This is a genomic window from Sphingomonas taxi (genome assembly GCF_000764535.1).
Lineage (GTDB): Bacteria > Pseudomonadota > Alphaproteobacteria > Sphingomonadales > Sphingomonadaceae > Sphingomonas > Sphingomonas taxi.
The window spans coordinates 2,792,695-2,809,478 of the sequence record NZ_CP009571.1; the positions used below are offsets into that span (position 1 = coordinate 2,792,695).

17 protein-coding genes and 1 tRNA gene are annotated in these 16,784 nt (G+C 68.4%); 8 read left to right on the forward strand and 10 right to left on the reverse strand.

Features of this window, described 5'->3' with window-relative positions:
- Positions 1-38: 38 nt before the first annotated feature.
- On the reverse strand, positions 39-1,856 hold the full coding sequence (locus MC45_RS12720; protein WP_425423971.1) for an IlvD/Edd family dehydratase: 1,818 nt from the start codon (positions 1,854-1,856) through the stop codon (positions 39-41).
- 269 nt (positions 1,857-2,125) lie between these two features.
- On the opposite strand from MC45_RS12720, the gene MC45_RS12725 reads away from it, so the two are divergent.
- The 6 genes from MC45_RS12725 (at position 2,126) to MC45_RS12750 (ending at position 8,378) form a co-directional block, all read left to right on the forward strand.
- Positions 2,126-3,223, forward strand: coding sequence for a glycoside hydrolase family 43 protein (locus tag MC45_RS12725; protein WP_038663774.1), 1,098 nt, complete (start codon positions 2,126-2,128; stop codon positions 3,221-3,223).
- A gap of 8 nt (positions 3,224-3,231) precedes the next feature.
- The gene (xylB, locus tag MC45_RS12730) at positions 3,232-4,674 is read left to right on the forward strand and encodes a xylulokinase (protein ID WP_038663777.1); all 1,443 of its coding nucleotides are present in this window, start codon (positions 3,232-3,234) and stop codon (positions 4,672-4,674) included.
- On the forward strand, positions 4,671-5,981 hold the full coding sequence (gene xylA, locus MC45_RS12735; protein ID WP_156143915.1) for a xylose isomerase: 1,311 nt from the start codon (positions 4,671-4,673) through the stop codon (positions 5,979-5,981). The genes xylB and xylA overlap by 4 nt, the downstream gene beginning before the upstream one ends.
- Positions 5,982-6,078: 97 nt before the next feature.
- Positions 6,079-6,969, forward strand: a complete 891-nt coding sequence (locus MC45_RS12740; RefSeq protein ID WP_038663780.1) for an alpha/beta hydrolase — start codon at positions 6,079-6,081, stop codon at positions 6,967-6,969.
- A gap of 34 nt (positions 6,970-7,003) precedes the next feature.
- Positions 7,004-7,957 (forward strand): alpha/beta hydrolase, encoded by a 954-nt coding sequence (locus MC45_RS12745; protein WP_038663783.1) that lies wholly within the window; start codon positions 7,004-7,006, stop codon positions 7,955-7,957.
- A gap of 52 nt (positions 7,958-8,009) precedes the next feature.
- Positions 8,010-8,378: a VanZ family protein gene (locus MC45_RS12750; protein ID WP_052075662.1), complete on the forward strand. Its 369-nt coding sequence runs from the start codon at positions 8,010-8,012 to the stop codon at positions 8,376-8,378.
- Between the two features lie 26 nt (positions 8,379-8,404).
- Here MC45_RS12750 and MC45_RS12755 read toward each other — a convergent pair.
- Both MC45_RS12755 and folK read right to left on the reverse strand, forming a co-directional pair.
- Positions 8,405-8,480: transfer RNA gene (locus tag MC45_RS12755), tRNA-Lys, on the reverse strand.
- Between the two features lie 20 nt (positions 8,481-8,500).
- A complete protein-coding gene (gene folK, locus MC45_RS12760; protein ID WP_038663785.1) occupies positions 8,501-8,977 on the reverse strand; it encodes a 2-amino-4-hydroxy-6-hydroxymethyldihydropteridine diphosphokinase in 477 nt (158 codons plus the stop codon).
- Between the two features lie 22 nt (positions 8,978-8,999).
- Here folK and MC45_RS12765 point away from each other — a divergent pair, with 22 nt between their 5' ends.
- On the forward strand, positions 9,000-9,698 hold the full coding sequence (locus MC45_RS12765) for a uracil-DNA glycosylase (RefSeq protein ID WP_052075663.1): 699 nt from the start codon (positions 9,000-9,002) through the stop codon (positions 9,696-9,698).
- Here the strand turns inward: MC45_RS12765 and aguB are convergent.
- The 5 genes from aguB to MC45_RS12790 form a co-directional block, all read right to left on the reverse strand.
- Entirely contained in the window at positions 9,686-10,546 is an 861-nt protein-coding gene (gene aguB, locus MC45_RS12770; RefSeq protein WP_038663788.1) for an N-carbamoylputrescine amidase, read from the reverse strand. The two genes, MC45_RS12765 and aguB, sit on opposite strands and share 13 nt — an antisense overlap.
- Before the next feature lie 216 nt (positions 10,547-10,762).
- Positions 10,763-11,737 (reverse strand): agmatine deiminase family protein, encoded by a 975-nt coding sequence (locus MC45_RS12775; RefSeq protein ID WP_038663791.1) that lies wholly within the window; start codon positions 11,735-11,737, stop codon positions 10,763-10,765.
- The gene (locus MC45_RS12780; RefSeq protein WP_038663794.1) at positions 11,734-13,374 is read right to left on the reverse strand and encodes a M28 family metallopeptidase; all 1,641 of its coding nucleotides are present in this window, start codon (positions 13,372-13,374) and stop codon (positions 11,734-11,736) included. The genes MC45_RS12775 and MC45_RS12780 overlap by 4 nt, the downstream gene beginning before the upstream one ends.
- 742 nt (positions 13,375-14,116) lie before the next feature.
- Entirely contained in the window at positions 14,117-14,731 is a 615-nt protein-coding gene (gene rpsD, locus MC45_RS12785) for a 30S ribosomal protein S4 (RefSeq protein ID WP_038663797.1), read from the reverse strand.
- A 168-nt stretch (positions 14,732-14,899) separates the two neighbouring features.
- A complete protein-coding gene (locus MC45_RS12790; RefSeq protein WP_038663800.1) occupies positions 14,900-15,166 on the reverse strand; it encodes a hypothetical protein in 267 nt (88 codons plus the stop codon).
- Positions 15,167-15,272: 106 nt separating this feature from the next.
- Here MC45_RS12790 and MC45_RS12795 point away from each other — a divergent pair, with 106 nt between their 5' ends.
- Entirely contained in the window at positions 15,273-15,587 is a 315-nt protein-coding gene (locus tag MC45_RS12795) for a chorismate mutase (protein ID WP_038663803.1), read from the forward strand.
- Here MC45_RS12795 and MC45_RS12800 read toward each other — a convergent pair.
- Both MC45_RS12800 and nrdR read right to left on the reverse strand, forming a co-directional pair.
- Positions 15,557-16,306, reverse strand: a complete 750-nt coding sequence (locus MC45_RS12800) for an RNA methyltransferase (protein ID WP_038663806.1) — start codon at positions 16,304-16,306, stop codon at positions 15,557-15,559. The two genes, MC45_RS12795 and MC45_RS12800, sit on opposite strands and share 31 nt — an antisense overlap.
- Positions 16,303-16,779, reverse strand: a complete 477-nt coding sequence (gene nrdR / locus MC45_RS12805) for a transcriptional regulator NrdR (RefSeq protein ID WP_038663810.1) — start codon at positions 16,777-16,779, stop codon at positions 16,303-16,305. Before nrdR ends, MC45_RS12800 begins: the two co-directional genes overlap by 4 nt.
- Between the last annotated feature and the right edge of the window lie 5 nt (positions 16,780-16,784).

Genomic DNA, 16,784 nt, shown 5'->3' on the forward strand with positions numbered 1-16,784 from the left:
TCTCCTGTGCCGGTCACCGCCGGCGAAATGGGTTGTGCCTAGTGGTTATGCCGCGGCGTACGTGCAGCGATACCCCGATATTTCAACGCGAAGTCGAGGACGCCGCCTTCGCCGAGCTGGCCGGTCTTTTCCCGGTACAGCTCTTCCCACGGCGTGTGGCTCTCGGCAATGGGCGGCGGCGTCCCACCGCGCCGGCGCGTGATCTCGGCCTCCTCGACCAGTGCGTCGCAGCGGCCCGCGGCCAGATCGATGCGGATCACGTCGCCGGTCTGCAACCACGACAGGCCGCCGCCGACCGCGCTTTCCGGGCTGGCGTTGAGGATCGACGGGCTGTCCGACGTGCCCGACTGGCGGCCGTCGCCCAGCGTCGGCAGCGTCAGGATGCCGCGCTGGATCAGATGATCGGGCGGCTGCATGTTGACCACCTCCGCCGATCCCGGCCAGCCGATCGGCCCGGCGCCGCGGATCACCAGCATCGAGCCCTCGTCGATGCCGAGCGCGGGATCGTTGATGCGATGGTGGTAATCGTCCGATCCCTCGAACACCACGGCGCGCGCCTCGAACACGTTCTCGCGTCCCGGTACGTTGAGGTAGCGCTCGCGGAACGCCGGCGAGATCACGCTGGTCTTCATGATCGCGAAATCGAACAGATTGCCGGTGAGGACGAGGAACCCCGCCTGCTCCTTCAGCGGCTGGTCGAACGGGCGGATCACTTCGCGGTCGGTGGCGCCGCGACCGGCGAGATTCTCGGCGATGCTGCGCCCGGTGACGGTCAGGCAGTCGCCGTCCAGCTTGCCGGCGCCGAGCAGCTCGTTCATCACCGCCGGCACGCCGCCGGCACGATGGAAGCGCTCGCCGAGGAAACGCCCGGCGGGCTGCACGTCGACCAGCAGCGGCAGATCATAGCCATAGTCCATCCAGTCGCTCGGCCGCACCTCGATGCCGGCATGCGCCGCCATCGCCTGGATATGCGGCTGCGCGTTCGATGAGCCGCCGATCGCAGTGACGACGCGCACGGCGTTGAGGAAGCTCTCGCGGGTCAGGATGCGCGACGGACGCAGGTCCTCATAGGCCATGTCGACGATGCGGCGGCCGGTCTCATAGGCGAACTGGCCGCGCTCGCGATAGGGCGCGGGGATCGCCGCGCAGCCGGGCAGCGACAGGCCGAGCGCCTCGGCCACCGCGTTCATCGTCGAGGCGGTGCCCATCGTGTTGCAATGGCCCGCCGAGGGCGCGCTGTCGGTGGCGCGCTGGAGAAATTCCTCCTCGTCGATCTCGCCCGCGGCCAGCTTGCGGCGCGAGCGCCAGATGACGGTGCCCGAACCGACCAGCTCGCCCTCGTGCCAGCCGTCGAGCATCGGCCCGCCCGACAGCACGATCGCCGGAATGTCGACGGTGGCGGCGGCCATGATCCCCGACGGCGTCGTCTTGTCGCAGCCGGTGGTCAGCACCACCGCGTCGATCGGATAGCCGTACAGCGTCTCGACCAGCCCGAGATAGGCGAGGTTGCGGTCGAGCGCCGCGGTCGGCCGGCGGCAATTCTCGAAGATCGGATGGACCGGGAATTCGAGCGGGATGCCCCCTGCGTCGCGGATGCCGTCGCGCACCCGGCGCGCCAGATCGAGATGGATGCGGTTGCACGGGGACAGGTCGCTGCCGGTCTGCGCGATGCCGATGATCGGCCGCCCCGAGCGCAGTTCCGCCGGGGTCAGGCCGTAATTCATGAAGCGTTCGAGATAGAGCGCGGTCATGTCGGCACGGGCCGGGTCGGCGAACCAGTCGCGCGAACGGAAGGGACGAACCGGTTGGCGTGACACGCTGGACTCTCCACTTGGACGATGCCGGACCCGGCTCATACCTTGTTGGTATCGCTATCAGGCCAAGGCGGCACGTCAAGGCTTCAAACGGACGGATCGGGCGCGCGGGCAAGTCCGACCCCGCCATCGATCCCGAATCGGCACGATCCCGATCCGCTCGCCGTCCGAAATCCGAACCTACAGCCGGGCTCGACCGCGGCGGAACGGCTTGCGAATTCACGAACGGCCTCATATGGTAGCGCTATCCCGCATTCGCGGCATCGCTCCAGGCCTCGTCAGAAGGCCGTCACTAGGAAGGATCATCGGCCATGAGGCTTCGTCTCGCCCTCTGCCTGACCGCCGCCACGCTCGGCGCCACCGCCACGCTCGCGCTCGCGCAGGTCGCCAAGCCCGCGCCCGCCGCCGAGCCGCGCAGCCCCGAGGGCAAGCGCTATCTCAGCCAGCCGCTCGTCAAGAACCTCTATTTCGCCGACCCTTCGGCGCACGTCTTCAACGGCAAGCTCTACGTCTACCCGAGCCACGACGTCGACGCCGGCATCCCCGACGACGATCTCGGCACGCAATATGCGATGCACGACTATCGCGTGCTCAGCATGGATCGCATCGGCGGCCCGGTGACGGTGCATCCGGTGGCGATCGACGTGAAGGATATCCCCTGGGCCTCCAAGCAGACCTGGGCGCCCGACGCCGCCTATAAGAACGGCACCTATTATCTCTACATGCCCGCGCGCGACAAACAGGGCGTGTTCCGCATCGGCGTCGCCACGTCGAAGTCGCCGACCGGCCCGTTCAAGGCCGAGGCCGCGCCGATCAAGGGCAGCTTCTCGATCGATCCCGCGGTGTTCACCGACGCCGACGGCCAGAGCTACATGTATTTCGGCGGCATCTGGGGCGGCCAGCTTCAGCGCTGGACCACCGGCCGTTTCGATCCGAACGCCGGCGACACCGACATGAAGCAGGACGACAAGCCCGCTTTGTCGCCCAAGATGGCGCGCCTGTCGGCCGACATGAAGCAGTTCGCCGAGCCGCCGCGCGATGTCGTCATCACCGACGAGGCCGGCAAGCCGGTGCTCGGCGGCGACCACAACCGCCGCTTCTTCGAGGCGTCGTGGGTGTTCAAGCGCGGCGGCAAATATTATTTCACCTATTCGACCGGCGACACCCATTTCCTCAATTATGCGGTCGGCACCACGCCCTACGGTCCGTTCCGCTATACCGGCCATATCCTGTCGCCGGTGCAGGGCTGGACGTCGCATCACTCGATCGTCGAGTTCAAGGGCAAGTGGTGGCTGTTCTATCACGACACGCAATTGTCGAATAAGAACTACCTGCGCTCGGCCAAGGTCGCCGAACTGACCTTCAATCCGGACGGCACGATCGTGCAGCTCGACCCCTTCAAGAACTGAGCAGCGGCATGTTTCTCGGCATCGATATCGGCACCTCCGGGGTCAAGGCGGTCGTCCTCGACACCCACGGCAGCGTCGTCGGACAGGGCACCGCCGCGCTGACCGTGCAGCGGCCGCAGCCGCTCTGGTCGGAACAGGACCCCGAAGCCTGGTGGCAGGCGACGACCGCGGCGGTGCAGGCGATCGATCCCGAGGTGCGCCGCGCGGTACGCGGCATCGGCCTCGCCGGTCAGATGCACGGCGCGACGCTGCTCGGCGCCGACGACCGGCCGCTGCGCCCGGCGATCCTGTGGAACGACGGCCGCTCGCACGCCGAATGCGTCGAGCTGGAAGCGGCGGTGCCCGAATTGCACGACATCGCCGGCAATCTGGCGATGCCGGGCTTCACCGCGCCCAAGCTGCAATGGGTCCGCCATCACGAGCCGGAGGTGTTCGCGCAGATCGCCACCGTGCTGCTGCCCAAGGACTATGTCCGGCTGCAGATGACCGGCGAGAAGCTCTCAGATATGTCCGACTCGGCGGGAACGTTGTGGCTCGACGTCGCCGGCCGGCGCTGGAGCGACACGTTGCTCGCCGCCACCGGCCTCACCGAAGCGCAGATGCCCGCGCTGGTCGAGGGCAGCGCCACCGCCGGCCGCCTGCGTCCCGACGTCGCCGAACTCTGGGGCATGGGCAGCGTGCCGGTCGCCGGCGGCGGCGGCGACAATGCCGCGGGTGCGGCAGGCGTCGGCGCGGTGCGCGACGGCGATGCGTTGCTGTCGCTCGGTACCTCGGGCGTGATCTTCGTCGCCACTGATCGCTTCCGCCCCAATGTCGCGGGTGCGGTCCATGCCTTCTGCCACTGCCTGCCCGATATGTGGCACCAGATGGCGGTTCACCTATCCGCCGCCTCGTGTATCGACTGGGTCGCCAGGATCACCGGCGCGGCGGGCGCCGCGGACCTGTTCGCGCGCGCCGAGCGCGCCGGACCGGGTGCCGGGCCGGAGCTGTTCCTCCCCTATCTCTCCGGCGAACGCACCCCCCATAATGACGCGCAGGTCCGCGGCGCCTTCCTCCGGCTCGACAACGACACCGGTCCCGACCGGCTGGCGCAGGCGGTGCTCGAGGGCGTCGGCTTCGCGCTCGCCGACGGCATCCGCGTGCTGCGCGACGCCGGCACGACGATCGAGCGCCTGTCGGTAATCGGCGGCGGTGCGCGCTCGCGCTATTGGGGCGAAACGCTCGCCGCGACGATGGACGTCGAGCTCGTCTACCTGCAAGGCGGCGAGGTCGGCCCGGCGCTCGGCGCCGCGCGCCTCGCCCAGCTCACGGTCGACGGCGGCAGCCCCGCCGACGTCTGTCAGGCACCCCCCGTGTCCCATGTGATCACCCCCGATCCGGCGCTCGTCGAGCGCCTCGCTCCCAAGGGCGCCGCCTTCCGCGATGCCTATCCCCGCATAAGGACCCTCTGATGGCTGACTTTTTCGCCGACATCCCGCAGATTCGCTACGAAGGACCGGATAGCGACAACGAACTCGCCTACCGTTTCTACGACAAGAATCGCGTCGTGCTCGGCAAGACGATGGAAGAGCATCTGCGCTTCGCCGCCTGCTTCTGGCACACCTTCTGCTGGCCCGGCTCCGACGTGTTCGGCGGCGGCACCTTCAACCGCCCGTGGCACCGTGGCGCCAACGACAGCGCCGCGGCGGCCGAGAAGCGTGAGGTCGCGTTCGACTTCTTCCAGAAGCTCGACGTGCCCTTCTACTGCTTCCACGACGTCGACGTGATGGCCGATGCCGCCAACGTTACCGAGCATCGCCGCTATTTCGCGGAAGCCGTCGACCACCTCGAAAAGCTCCAGGCCTCGTCGGGCCGCAAGCTGCTGTGGGGCACCGCCAATCTGTTCAGCCACCCGCGCTTCGCCGCCGGCGGCGCGACCAACCCTGATCCCGAAGTCTATGCCTTCGGTGCGATGCAGGTCCGCGACGCGCTCGAGGCGACGCATCGCCTCGGCGGCCAGAATTACGTCCTCTGGGGCGGTCGCGAGGGCTATGAGACGCTGCTCAACACCGACATGAAGCGCGAGCTGGACAATTTCGGCCGCTTCCTCAGCCTCGTCGTCGAGCACAAGCACAAGATCGGCTTCACCGGCACGATCCTGATCGAACCGAAGCCGCACGAGCCGACCAAGCACCAGTATGACTTCGACACCGCGACGGTGTACGGCTTCCTCAAGCGCTACGGCCTCGAGAACGAGGTGCGTGTCAACATCGAGGCGAACCATGCCACGCTGTCGGGCCACACCTTCGAGCATGAGATCGCCACCGCCAGCGCGCTTGGCATCTTCGGCTCGATCGACGCCAACCGCGGCGATCCGCAGAACGGCTGGGACACCGACCAATTCCCCAATTCGGTCGAGGAACTGACGCTGGCGATGGTCGAGATCCTGCGCGCGGGCGGCTTCACCACCGGCGGCTTCAACTTCGACGCCAAGGTGCGCCGTCAGTCGATCGACGCGATCGACCTGTTCCACGGCCATGTCGGCGGCATCGACGTCGTTGCCAAGGGCCTGCTCAACGCCGCCGCGCTGATCGAGGACGGTCGTCTCGACGCCGCCAAGACCGAGCGTTACGCGGGCTGGACGGGCGAGTTCGGCGGCAAGATCGCCGACCTCGACCTCGCCGGCATCGCCGATCTCGCGATCGCGCAGAACATCGATCCGCAGCCGCGCTCGGGCGGCCAGGAGCGGCTCGAGAACCTCATCAACCGTTTCCTCTAAGCCGCGCGTGTCCGGCCCCGCACGGGGCCGGACGCCTCCCCGGCCTGGCCGGGACCCCGGAACGTCGAACACGGCGACCGGACACATTGGGAGAGTGATGATGCGCCGAGCCTTTGCCTTGGCGGTCCTGCTGGCGGCGGCACCGTTGCCCGCGCAGGATCCGGCCCCGCAACAACCGCCCAGTTACACCGCGATCAAGCTGTGGCCCGACGGCGCCCCCGGATCGCGCGCGCGCCGGCAGGAGGCCGAGGTCGCCCGCGTCTATTGGGTGCGCAACATCCACGATCCCTCGCTGATCGCCTTCCCGGCCGATCCCGCGCACCGCAACGGCGCCGCGATCGTCATCATGCCCGGCGGCGGTCACAAATTGCTCGTCTGGACCAACGAGGGCACCAAGGTCGCCACCGCGCTCAACCGCATGGGCATCACGGCCTTCGTTCTCAAATACCGGCTCGCGAACGAGCCCGGCTCGAAATATTCGGTCGAGGGCGACGCCGCCGACGATGCGCGCCGCGCGATGCGCTGGGTGCGCGCGCATGCCGCCGATTACGGCATCGACCCCGCCCGCGTCGGCGCGATGGGCTTTTCCGCCGGTGGCGAACTGGTCTCGCAGATCGCCGACAATCCCGAACCTGCTGGCCGCCCCGCGGTGGATGCGATCGACCGCCTGCCCGCGCGTCCCGATTTCCAGGTGCTCGTCTTCCCCGGCCCGCGCGGCATCCCCGCCAAGGCGATCGCCGGCGCGCCGCCCGCCTTCATCGTCGCGGGCAGCCGCGACGCCTGCTGCGCGCCGCCCTCGGTCGCGCTCTACGAGCAATTGCGCAAGGCGGGCGTGTCGGCGGAATTGCATATGTACGCCGACAGCGATCACGCCTTCAACCTCGACGAATCGAACCGGATCTCGATCCTGCACTGGCCCGACCGGCTCGACGACTGGCTGGCGGACAGCGGCTGGCTGTCGCCGCGACCACACGCCGGCGGCAAATGACCCATAGCGACACCGATCATCAGGGAGAGCGAACATGAGACACCATATCCACGCCGCCGCGATCGCCCATCTGCTGCGGCCGATCGGGGCCGGCATCCTCGCCGCCGCCACGCTGGCCGCGCCCGTTCAGGCGCAGAACGACAAGATGGTGCCGATCCCCACCCCGGCACAGCCGGGCGCGATCACGCTCGATACCGGCAAGCTGCCCGGCGCGACCGCACCGGAGGCCTGGCACAGCCAATATGGCAGCGTCTTCACCCGCAACGTCACCGTCGCGACGCTGACCCCCTTCCTGCCCGATCCCGCCAGGGCGACCGGTGCGGCGGTCATCGTCGCGCCGGGCGGCGGCTTCCGCACGCTGTCGATGGAGAATGAGGGCTGGGACGTCGCCCGCGCGCTCGCCGCCAAGGGCGTCGCCGCCTTCGTGCTCAAATACCGGCTCAACCCGACGCCCGCCGACATGCCCGGCTTCGAACGGTCGATGGCCGAGATCTTCGCGCCCGGCGCCCGCCCGCCGCGTCCGCGCGCCGATGCGATGGCCGCCGGCCTCGCCCCGCAGATCGCCGACGCGCGTGCCGCCTTCGCCCTGGTCCGCAAGCGCGCCGCCGAATGGCACGTCGACGCCGACCGGATCGGCATGATCGGCTTCTCCGCCGGCGCGATGCTGACGATGGCGACGACGCTGACCGGCGGCGATGCCAGGCCTGCCTTCATCGGCAACATCTATGGCCCGCTAACGGCGGTCACCGTGCCCGCCGACGCGCCGCCGATGTTCGTCGCGCTCGCCGCCGACGATCCGTTCTTCGCCAATAACGGCTTCGGCCTGATCGACAGCTGGCGCACCGCCAAGCGCCCGGTCGAATTCCACCTGTTCGAACAGGGCGGCCATGGCTTCGGCATGTACCCGAAACCGACGACCAGCACCGGCTGGTTCGAGGAATTAACCCGCTGGCTCGACATGCATGGCCTGCTGAAGCGTCGCGGCTGATCCGCCCGCCCGCCGGTGGACGCGCGCCGCCGGCGGACGTAGGGCGCGCATCATGGTTGGTTTCTCGCAGGCGCGCGTCGCGCCGATCGCACGCTTGCTGTTCTGGGCTGCTCTCCTCTTCGCCTTGGTCATGGCGCTGTCGCCGCGCCCGCCGATCACCGTCGAGGTCATGGACAAATGGCAGCATATGACCGCGTTCGGCGCGCTCACCGTGCTCGCCTGCGCCGCCTGGCCGCACGCGTCGCTGGTCCGCATCGCCGAACGGCTGAGCTTTCTCGGCGCGATGATCGAGCTGGTCCAGTCGATCCCGGCGCTGCACCGCGACTGCGACATCATGGACTGGGTCGCCGACACCGCGATCATCGTCGGCGTCGTCCTGGTGGTGGCCGCCGCGCGAACCGGCCGCCCGCGCCGGCTGTGAGCGGACGCCGCCGCCGGCACTATCGATGGTGGGTCCGCCGGGGCTCGAACCCGGGACCTCTCGATTAAAAGTCGCTTGCTCTACCGACTGAGCTACGGACCCCCGCCATCGATCCGGGGCACCTAGGGGCGGGGACGCGGTCGGTCAACTGCATGTGCCAATTGTCGAACACTTCGCGCCTGCGGCGGCACGCGCCAGCCCGGCGCGATCCGCGCGAGCGGCCCCAGCACGAAGCCGCGCGCGGATAGCGCCGCATGCGGCACGGTCAGCCGCGGATCGCGCCAGCTGCCGCCCGACCAGAGCAGGATATCGAGGTCGATCACCCGCGCCCCCCAGCGCCGCCCGCGCCGCCGGCCGAACGCCGCCTCGATCCCCTTGAGCCGCGCAAGCAGCACCGGCGGGGTCTCGTCGCTGCCGATCAGGATCGCGGCATTGGCGAAGCGGCGGATCGACGGCCCGAGCGGCGCCGAGCCGATCACCGGCGACGCCGCGACCAGCCCGCCGATCGCCGCGATCGCCGCGCGCACCTCGTCGGCGGGGCCGCCGTGTCGCCCGCGCCGGTTCGATCCGATCCCGATCGCATAGATTGCCGTCGCCATCCCGGGGCTTTAGGCGAAAGCGATGACCTTCGATACGCTCGCGCCCGACATCGCCACCGACCTGCCCGTCCCCGATCCGCTCGCCGCGGTCGAGCCGCCGCACGACTGCCCGCGCTGCCCGCGGCTCGTCGCCGCGCGGGAAGCGCTGCGGCTGGACAACCCGACCTGGTGGAACGCCCCCGTCCCCGCCTTCGGCGATCCCGAGGCATGGCTGGCGATCGTCGGCCTCGCGCCGGGGCTGCACGGCGCCAACCGCACCGGGCGGGCGTTCACCGGCGACCATTCGGGCGCGTTGCTGTTCGCGACGCTGGGCAAGCTCGGCCTCGCCACCGGCACCTTCGCCAATCGCGTCACCGACGATCTGGCGCTGACCGGCGCGATCGTCGTCAATGCGGTCAAATGCCTGCCGCCCGCCAACAAGCCGACGCCGGAGGAGATCCGCACCTGCCGCCCGTTCCTCGACGGCGAGATCGCGGCGCTGCCCAACGTGCGCATCGTCGTCGCGCTCGGTCAGATCGCGCATCAGTCGGCGGTCAAGGTGATGGGCGGACGCCTGCCCAAGGCCAATTTCGCGCACGGCGCCGAGCATCGCATGCCTGACGGTCGCATCCTGCTCGATAGCTATCACCCCTCGCGCTACAACCAGAACACCGGCCGGATCGACGAAGCGATGTTCGAATCGGTGTTCGCCCGCGCGGTGGCGCTCCGTCAAACGTCCTGAACGAGCCGCCCGTACAATTCGGGCCGGCGATCGCGGAAGAAGCCGAAGGCGGCGCGGTGGCGCTTGACCCGTTCGAGGTCGAGCGTCGCCACGATCACGCCTTCCTCGTCGCGACCCAGTTCGGCGAGCACGTCGCCGCGCTCGTCGACGATGAAGCTGGTGCCGTAGAAATGCTGGCCGTGCTCCGTGCCGATCCGGTTGGCAGCGATGACCGGCACGACGTTGGACACGGCATGGCCGACCATCGCGCGCCGCCACAGCCGTGCGGTGTCGAGGCTGGTGTCATGCGGCTCGCTGCCGATCGCGGTCGGGTAGAACAGCACCTGCGCGCCCATCAGCATCAGCGCGCGCGCGGTCTCGGGATACCATTGGTCCCAGCAGACGCCGACGCCGAGCGTCCAGCCCGGCGCGGCCGGCGGCGCCGGCCAGACCTTGAAGCCGGTATTGCCGGGGCGGAAGTAGAATTTCTCCTCGTAGCCGGGGCCGTCGGGGATGTGGCTCTTGCGATAGACGCCCTGCACCTCGCCGTCGGGGCCGATCATCGCGAGGCTGTTGTAATAATGCGGCCCGTCCGCCTCGAAGAAGCTGGTCGGGATCGTCACCTTGAGCGCCTCGGCGAGCGCCTGCATCGCCAGCACCGCCTTGTGCTCGCGCACCGGCGCGGCATTGGCGAACAGCCCTTCGTCCTCGACGCGGCAGAAATATTCGCCCTCGAACAATTCGGGCGGCAGGATCACCTGCGCGCCCTGCCCCGCCGCCTCGCGCACGAGGCGCGAGACGTTGGCGATGTTCGCATCGATATCGTCGGAGAAGGCGAGCTGCAGCGCGGCGACGGTGATCTGGGTCATGCGCGCCACATAAGGGGCGGGAGGTGAGTCGTCACCCCCGCGTGTGGCGCGGGTGCTCACCCCCTCCACACGTCACCCCGGACTCGTTCCGGGGTCCACCCATCCGCATGCATGCGGCTGGAGCGTCGGACCGTGCCCCCCGCCGCTGGGTAGACCCCGGAACAAGTCCGGGGTGACGGAGTGGGTGGATCGAAGGTCACCCACCCCGATTCGCGATCACGCCCCCGCCGGGATCTGCTGGCTGATGCAATGGAAGCTGCCGCCGCCGGTCAGGATATGGTCGGCGCGCAGCCCCACCGCCTCGCGATCGGCGAACAGCGCCTGTACCGCGCGCACCGCGGCCTCGTCATTCTCCGCACCGTACAGCGGCACCACCACCGCGGCATTGCCGATGTAGAAGTTCATATAGCTCGCCGGCACGACCTCCTCGTCGCGCAGCACGCGGCCCGGCGACGGGATCGTCACCACCTCCAGCCCCGCGGCCCGTGCATCGCGCAACGCATGCTGGTAGACCTGCCAATTGGGGTCGTTCTCCGCCGCTTCCGGCAGCGCCAGTTTCCCCTCGCCGACGAAGCGGGCGAGATTGTCGACATGGCCGTCGGTATGGTCGTTGAGCAGCCCGTCGCCCAGCCACACCACCTTGGTCAGCCCGAGGTCGTCGCGCAGCCGCGCCTCGATCTGCGCCTTGTCGAGCGTCGGGTTGCGGTTGGGGTTGAGCAGACATTGCTCGGTCGTCACCACGACGCCGGTGCCGTCGCCGTCGATCGCGCCGCCCTCGAGCACCCAATTGCAGTAACCGACGCGGCGACCGCGCTGCTTGGCGAGGCGCAGGCCGATCGTATCGTCGCCGGGTAGATCGTATTTGCCGCCCCAGCCGTTGAAGCCGAAGTCGCAGGCCTCGCCATTACCGAGCAGGATCGGACCCGTATCGCGCAGCCAGATGTCGCCGAACGGCTCGACCACCACCTCGGCGAACGGCGCCATCGTCCGCGCCGCCGCGCCCGCCTCGGCATCGGCGGCGACGAGGATCACCGTCTCGCCGCGGCCCTCGGCATGCACCGCACGGGCAAAGGCGGCGACTTCGGCGCGGGCCGGATCGAGATCCTCCTCCCACAATTCGGGATGGCTCGGAAAGCCGATCCATACGGCGTCATGCGGTGCCCATTCGGCGGGCGGCGGAACGACGGTCACTTCGCGGCTCCCAGGCTGGCGCGGCTCTTGTCGCGGATCGCACGGAATTCGTCGCCTGGCGTCCAATTGGGCCAGTCGCGGCCGTCGGCGAGATCGCGCGCGATCATATAATAGAGGCCGACATCCTGCTGCACGCCGCTCCAGTCCCAATTGGGATCATATTCGTCGGAGGGCGCGTGATAGCGATTCTCCTCGTAATCCTTCGCCGCCGCCTGACCCGCGGCGAGCCCGCCCTTCACCAGATTCTGGCCGGTTTCGAAATAGACCATCGGCACGCCGTGCTTGGCGAGGCTGAAATGGTCCGAGCGATAATAGAAGCCCTTCTCTGGCGTCGGCTCGGGCGTCGCGGTGCGGCCCTGCCGCTTGAGGGCGGCGGTGAGATAGCCGTCGAGCTGCGACTTGCCCGGCCCGATCACGATCACGTCCTTCGCGGGGCCGTACATGGCGAGCGCGTCCATATTGGCGCCGCCGACCGTCTTGGCGAGCGGATAGACCGGGTTCTCGCCATAATAAGCCGAGCCGAGCAGCCCCGATTCCTCGGCGGTCAGCGCCACGAACACCATCGAGCGGCGCGCCGGCCCGGCCTTGGCATTGGCCTCGGCGAGCGCGACCAGCGCCGCGGTGCCGTCGGCATTGTCGACCGCGCCGTTGCAGATGTCGTCGCCGTTGACCGGGGTGCAGCGGCCGAGATGATCCCAATGTGCCGACAGCAGGACGTATTCGTCCGGCGCCTCGCGGCCGGGCAGGATGCCGACGACATTGTGCGAAATCTGCTTCTTGATCTGGTTGTCGAAGCGCACCGACGCCTTCAGCCCGAGCGGCACCGGCTTGAAGCCCTTGACCTTCGCGGCGGCGGCGAGGCTATCGAAGTCCTTGCCGGCGCTGGCGAACAGCGCACGCGCCTTGTCGAGCTGCATCCAGCCGTGCGCGGCGGTGTCGTCCATATGGCCGTTGGCGGCATCGGCGACATGCGCCGCGCCGGTGTTGCTCGACTGGACGACGTTCCAGCCATAGGCCGCAGGCTCGGTCTGGTGGACGATGATCACCGCCGCCGCGCCTTGCCGTGCCGCTTCCTCATATTTGTACGTCCAGCGGCCGTAATAGGTCATCGCACGGCCGTTGAACGGGCCGGTCAGCCCCGGCGTCTGCCAGTCGGGATCATTGATGAGGACGATCACCGTCTTCCCCTTCACGTCGAGCCCGGCGTAATCGTTCCAGCCCTTCTCGGGCGCGACGATGCCGTAACCCGCGAAAACGATGTCGCTGTCCTTGACGTCGATATGCGGCGTGACGCGATAGGTGCCGACCACCATGTCCTTGCCGTAAGCGAGGGCGAGCGGCGTCTTGCCGCCGGTGATGGTCAGCGGCGTGACGTTCTGCGCGGTGATCTCGACCAGCGGCACGTCCTGCAACCAGCTGCCCTTGTTGCCCGGCTTCAGGCCCGCCTTGGCGAATTGCTGTTCGAGATAGGCGAGTGTCTTCTCCTCGCCCGCGCTACCCGGCGCGCGACCTTCGAAGGCGTCCGACGACAGCGTCCTGGTGACGGCCTTCATCGTCTCGACCGAGATCGGCGGCGCGGATTGGGCGAGCGCCATGCCGGGCGTGGCAAGCAGGGCCGCAAGAACGAAACGACGCATCGATTACTCCGCATGGATGGCAGCGTGGCCGGTCTTTTGCCGCCGGTGGGCGGGCTTGTCCACGGTCCGGGCCGCGGGACGGAGAAGGTTTCGCGCGCAGAGACGCAGAGACGCGCAGGTGTTCCGCCAGCCGCGCCGAAGGCGCTTGTCTTCCGAGGCGAAAAGCAGGCGACGAAGCCTCCCGCGGAACACCTCCGCGTCTCTGCGCCTCTGCGCGCAAAATCGATTCACGCGAAGACGCGAAGACGCGAAGAGAAAGAACGAGGGCCACACCCGCGGTGATCGATGCGTCCACCCCCAAGCGGAACACCTTCGCGTCTTCGCGCCTTCGCGTGAACCAAAAAGAGCGGCCCGCATGGACCGCCCCTTCCAAATCTAAAAATGGCAGCAGGCCGGTCTTCTGCCGCCGGTCGCGTGCTTGTCCACGATCCGGGTCACGGGACGGAGAAGGTTTTGCGCGCAGAGACGCAGAGACGCAGAGGTGTTCCGCCAGCGGCGCCGAAGGCGCTTCTCTTCCGAGGCGAAAAGCAGGCGACGAGGCCTCCCGCGGATCACCTCCGCGTCTCTGCGCCTCTGCGCGCAAAATCGATCCACGCGATAACGCGAAGAGAAAGAGCGAGGGCCACACCCGCGGTGATCGATGCGTCCACCCCAAGCGGAACACCGTTGCGTCTTCGCGTGAATCAAAAAGGGCGGCCCGCAAGGACCGCCCCTTCCAAATTCGAAACCGGAAGACCCGAAATCAGCGCGAGTAGAACTCGACGACCAGGTTCGGTTCCATCTTCACCGGGTAAGGCACCTCGTCCAGCGTCGGCACGCGGACGAAGGTGATCTTGGCGTTGCCGTCCGGCGCGACGTAATCGGGGATCTCACGCTCGGCGAGGTTCTGCGCCTCGAGCACCAGCGCCATTTCCTTGGCCTTGCTGCCCAGGGTGATCTCGTCGCCGACGAAGCAGCGGCGCGATGCGATGTTGCACTTCACGCCGTTGACGCGGATGTGGCCGTGGCTGACGATCTGGCGCGCGGCGAAGATCGTCGGCGCGAACTTGGCGCGATAGACGATCATGTCGAGACGCTGCTCGAGCAGGCCGATCAGGTTCTGGCTGGTATCGCCCTTCATGCGGGCCGCTTCCGTGTAGCAGGCCTTGAACTGCTTCTCGGTGACGTCGCCGTAATAGCCCTTGAGCTTCTGCTTGGCGCGCAGCTGGATGCCGAAGTCCGACACCTTGCCCTTGCGGCGCTGACCGTGCTGACCCGGGCCGTATTCGCGCTTGTTGACCGGGCTCTTCGGCCGGCCCCAGATGTTCTCGCCGAGACGACGGTCGAGCTTGTGCTTGGCGCTATGGCGCTTCGACATGATATTTCCTTGGCAACTGAAACGACGTGATCCCGCCCCATGGCAAGCCATGCGGCGGGGTTGATCCCGGTATCGCTCTGCTGATCCCTTGCGGGGGCAGGCCGTCCGCTTCACCGGGGTGCGGGGGCTGTTGCGAAGGCGGCCGCCTAGATGCTGGCGCTTATCCTGTCAAGGACGCAGCGCCTGCGGGATCGTCATGTTGCGCGCGGCATTGGCCCGCCGCGCCGTATCCCAATTGTCGCCGTTGCGCGCGTCGATGACCGCCCATTCGCCGCGGGTGAAACAGGTCTGGTGCGGCATGATCGATCCGATCGGCGCTTCCCGACGACAGATCCGCTTGGCCTTCCCCGTAGGCGCGGGCGACGGCGTCGTCGCTGGCGCGGCATCCTGCGTGCCGGCAGACAGAATCATCGCGGCAATGGCGAAAACAAACATGGCGACCCTCCCTGATACGGCAGCAAAGGTGACACGATCCGTCCGGCAAGGGAAGATGGCGACGCCACGAACTCGACATCCGTGGCGGCGGCGATAAGGAAGCGCGATGACCACGCCCCCTGCCCCGGCACTGGCCGGCCCCGATTGCACGACGATGATCGAGGTGCGCGCCGGCGTCGACGCGCTCGATCGCGAGCTGGTCGCGCTGCTCGCACGCCGTTTCGCCTATATGGACGCCGCGGCACGCATCAAGCCGGAGCGCGGCCACGTCCGCGACGAGGCCCGCAAGGCACAGGTCATCGCCAATGCCCGCGCCGAGGCGGAATCGCTCGGCCTGCCCGGCGCGGTCATCGCCGATCTGTGGGAACAGCTCGTCGAGGCGTCGATCGCCTACGAACTGGCGTCGTTCGACCGGCGCTGAGCCTCGACCCGGCGTTCCTTGGCGCCGTCCAGCGCCGATAGCACGCCGCGCACCGTCCGCACCTCCTGCGACGACCAGCCCGGCTTGGTCAGCAGCGTGCGCAGCGTCCGCCGCGTCTGGAACACGCGTTCGGGCGGGAAGAAGAAATTGGCGCGCTCCAGCATGTCGTCGAGCTGGAGGATCATTCCCTCCAGTTCCTCATGCGGTGCGGGCGGCTCGATCGGGTTGATCGACGGCTGCGCCAGCGCCTCGCCCTTCGACCATTCATAGGCGACGAGGATTACCGCCTGCGCGAGGTTGAGGCTGCCGAATTCGGGATTGATCGGCACGGTGACGATCGTCCGCGCGAGCGCGACGTCGTCGGTCTCCAGCCCCGACCGCTCCGGCCCGAACAGGATCGCCGACCGCTCCGTTGCGGCGTGAATGTCACGCGCGGCGACCTCGGGCGTCACCACCGGCTTGGTGATGCCGCGCTTGCGCACCGTCGTCGCATAGACGTGCGCGCAATCCGCCACCGCCTCGGCGACGCTGTCGAACACCTGCGCGTCGGCGAGCACGCTGTCGGCGCCGCTCGCCGCCGGCCCCGCCTGCGGGTTGGGCCAGCCGTCGCGCGGGGCAACCAGTCGCATGTCGGTAAGGCCGAAATTAAGCATGGCGCGCGCCGCCTTGCCGATATTCTCGCCCAATTGCGGGCGGACGAGGACGATGACCGGCTTCATTCGGCGCGCCCCGCCTGCTCGACCGTACCGGCGAATTCCTCGAAGTCGCGCGCCTCGCTGAAGTCGCGATAGACGCTGGCGAAGCGGATATAGGCGACCGAATCGAGCCCCTTGAGCCCGTCCATCACCATCTCGCCGATCCGCTTCGACGACACTTCGCTCTCGCCCTGCGTCTCGAGCTGGCGCTGGATGCCGCTGACCAGTTTCTCGATCCGCACCGGCTCGATCGGCCGCTTGCGGGTCGCGATCGAGACCGAGCGCAGCAGTTTCTCCCGGTCGAACGGCTCGCGCCGCACCCCGCCGCTGCCGGTGCTCTTGATCACCCACAGGTCGCGGAGCTGGATGCGCTCGAAGGTGGTGAAGCGCGCCGCGCAGCCCTCGCACTGGCGCCGGCGCCGGATCGCCGCCCCGTCTTCCGTGGGGCGGCTGTCCTTCACCTGGCTGTCTTCATGGCCGCAGAACGGGCAACGCATTCAGG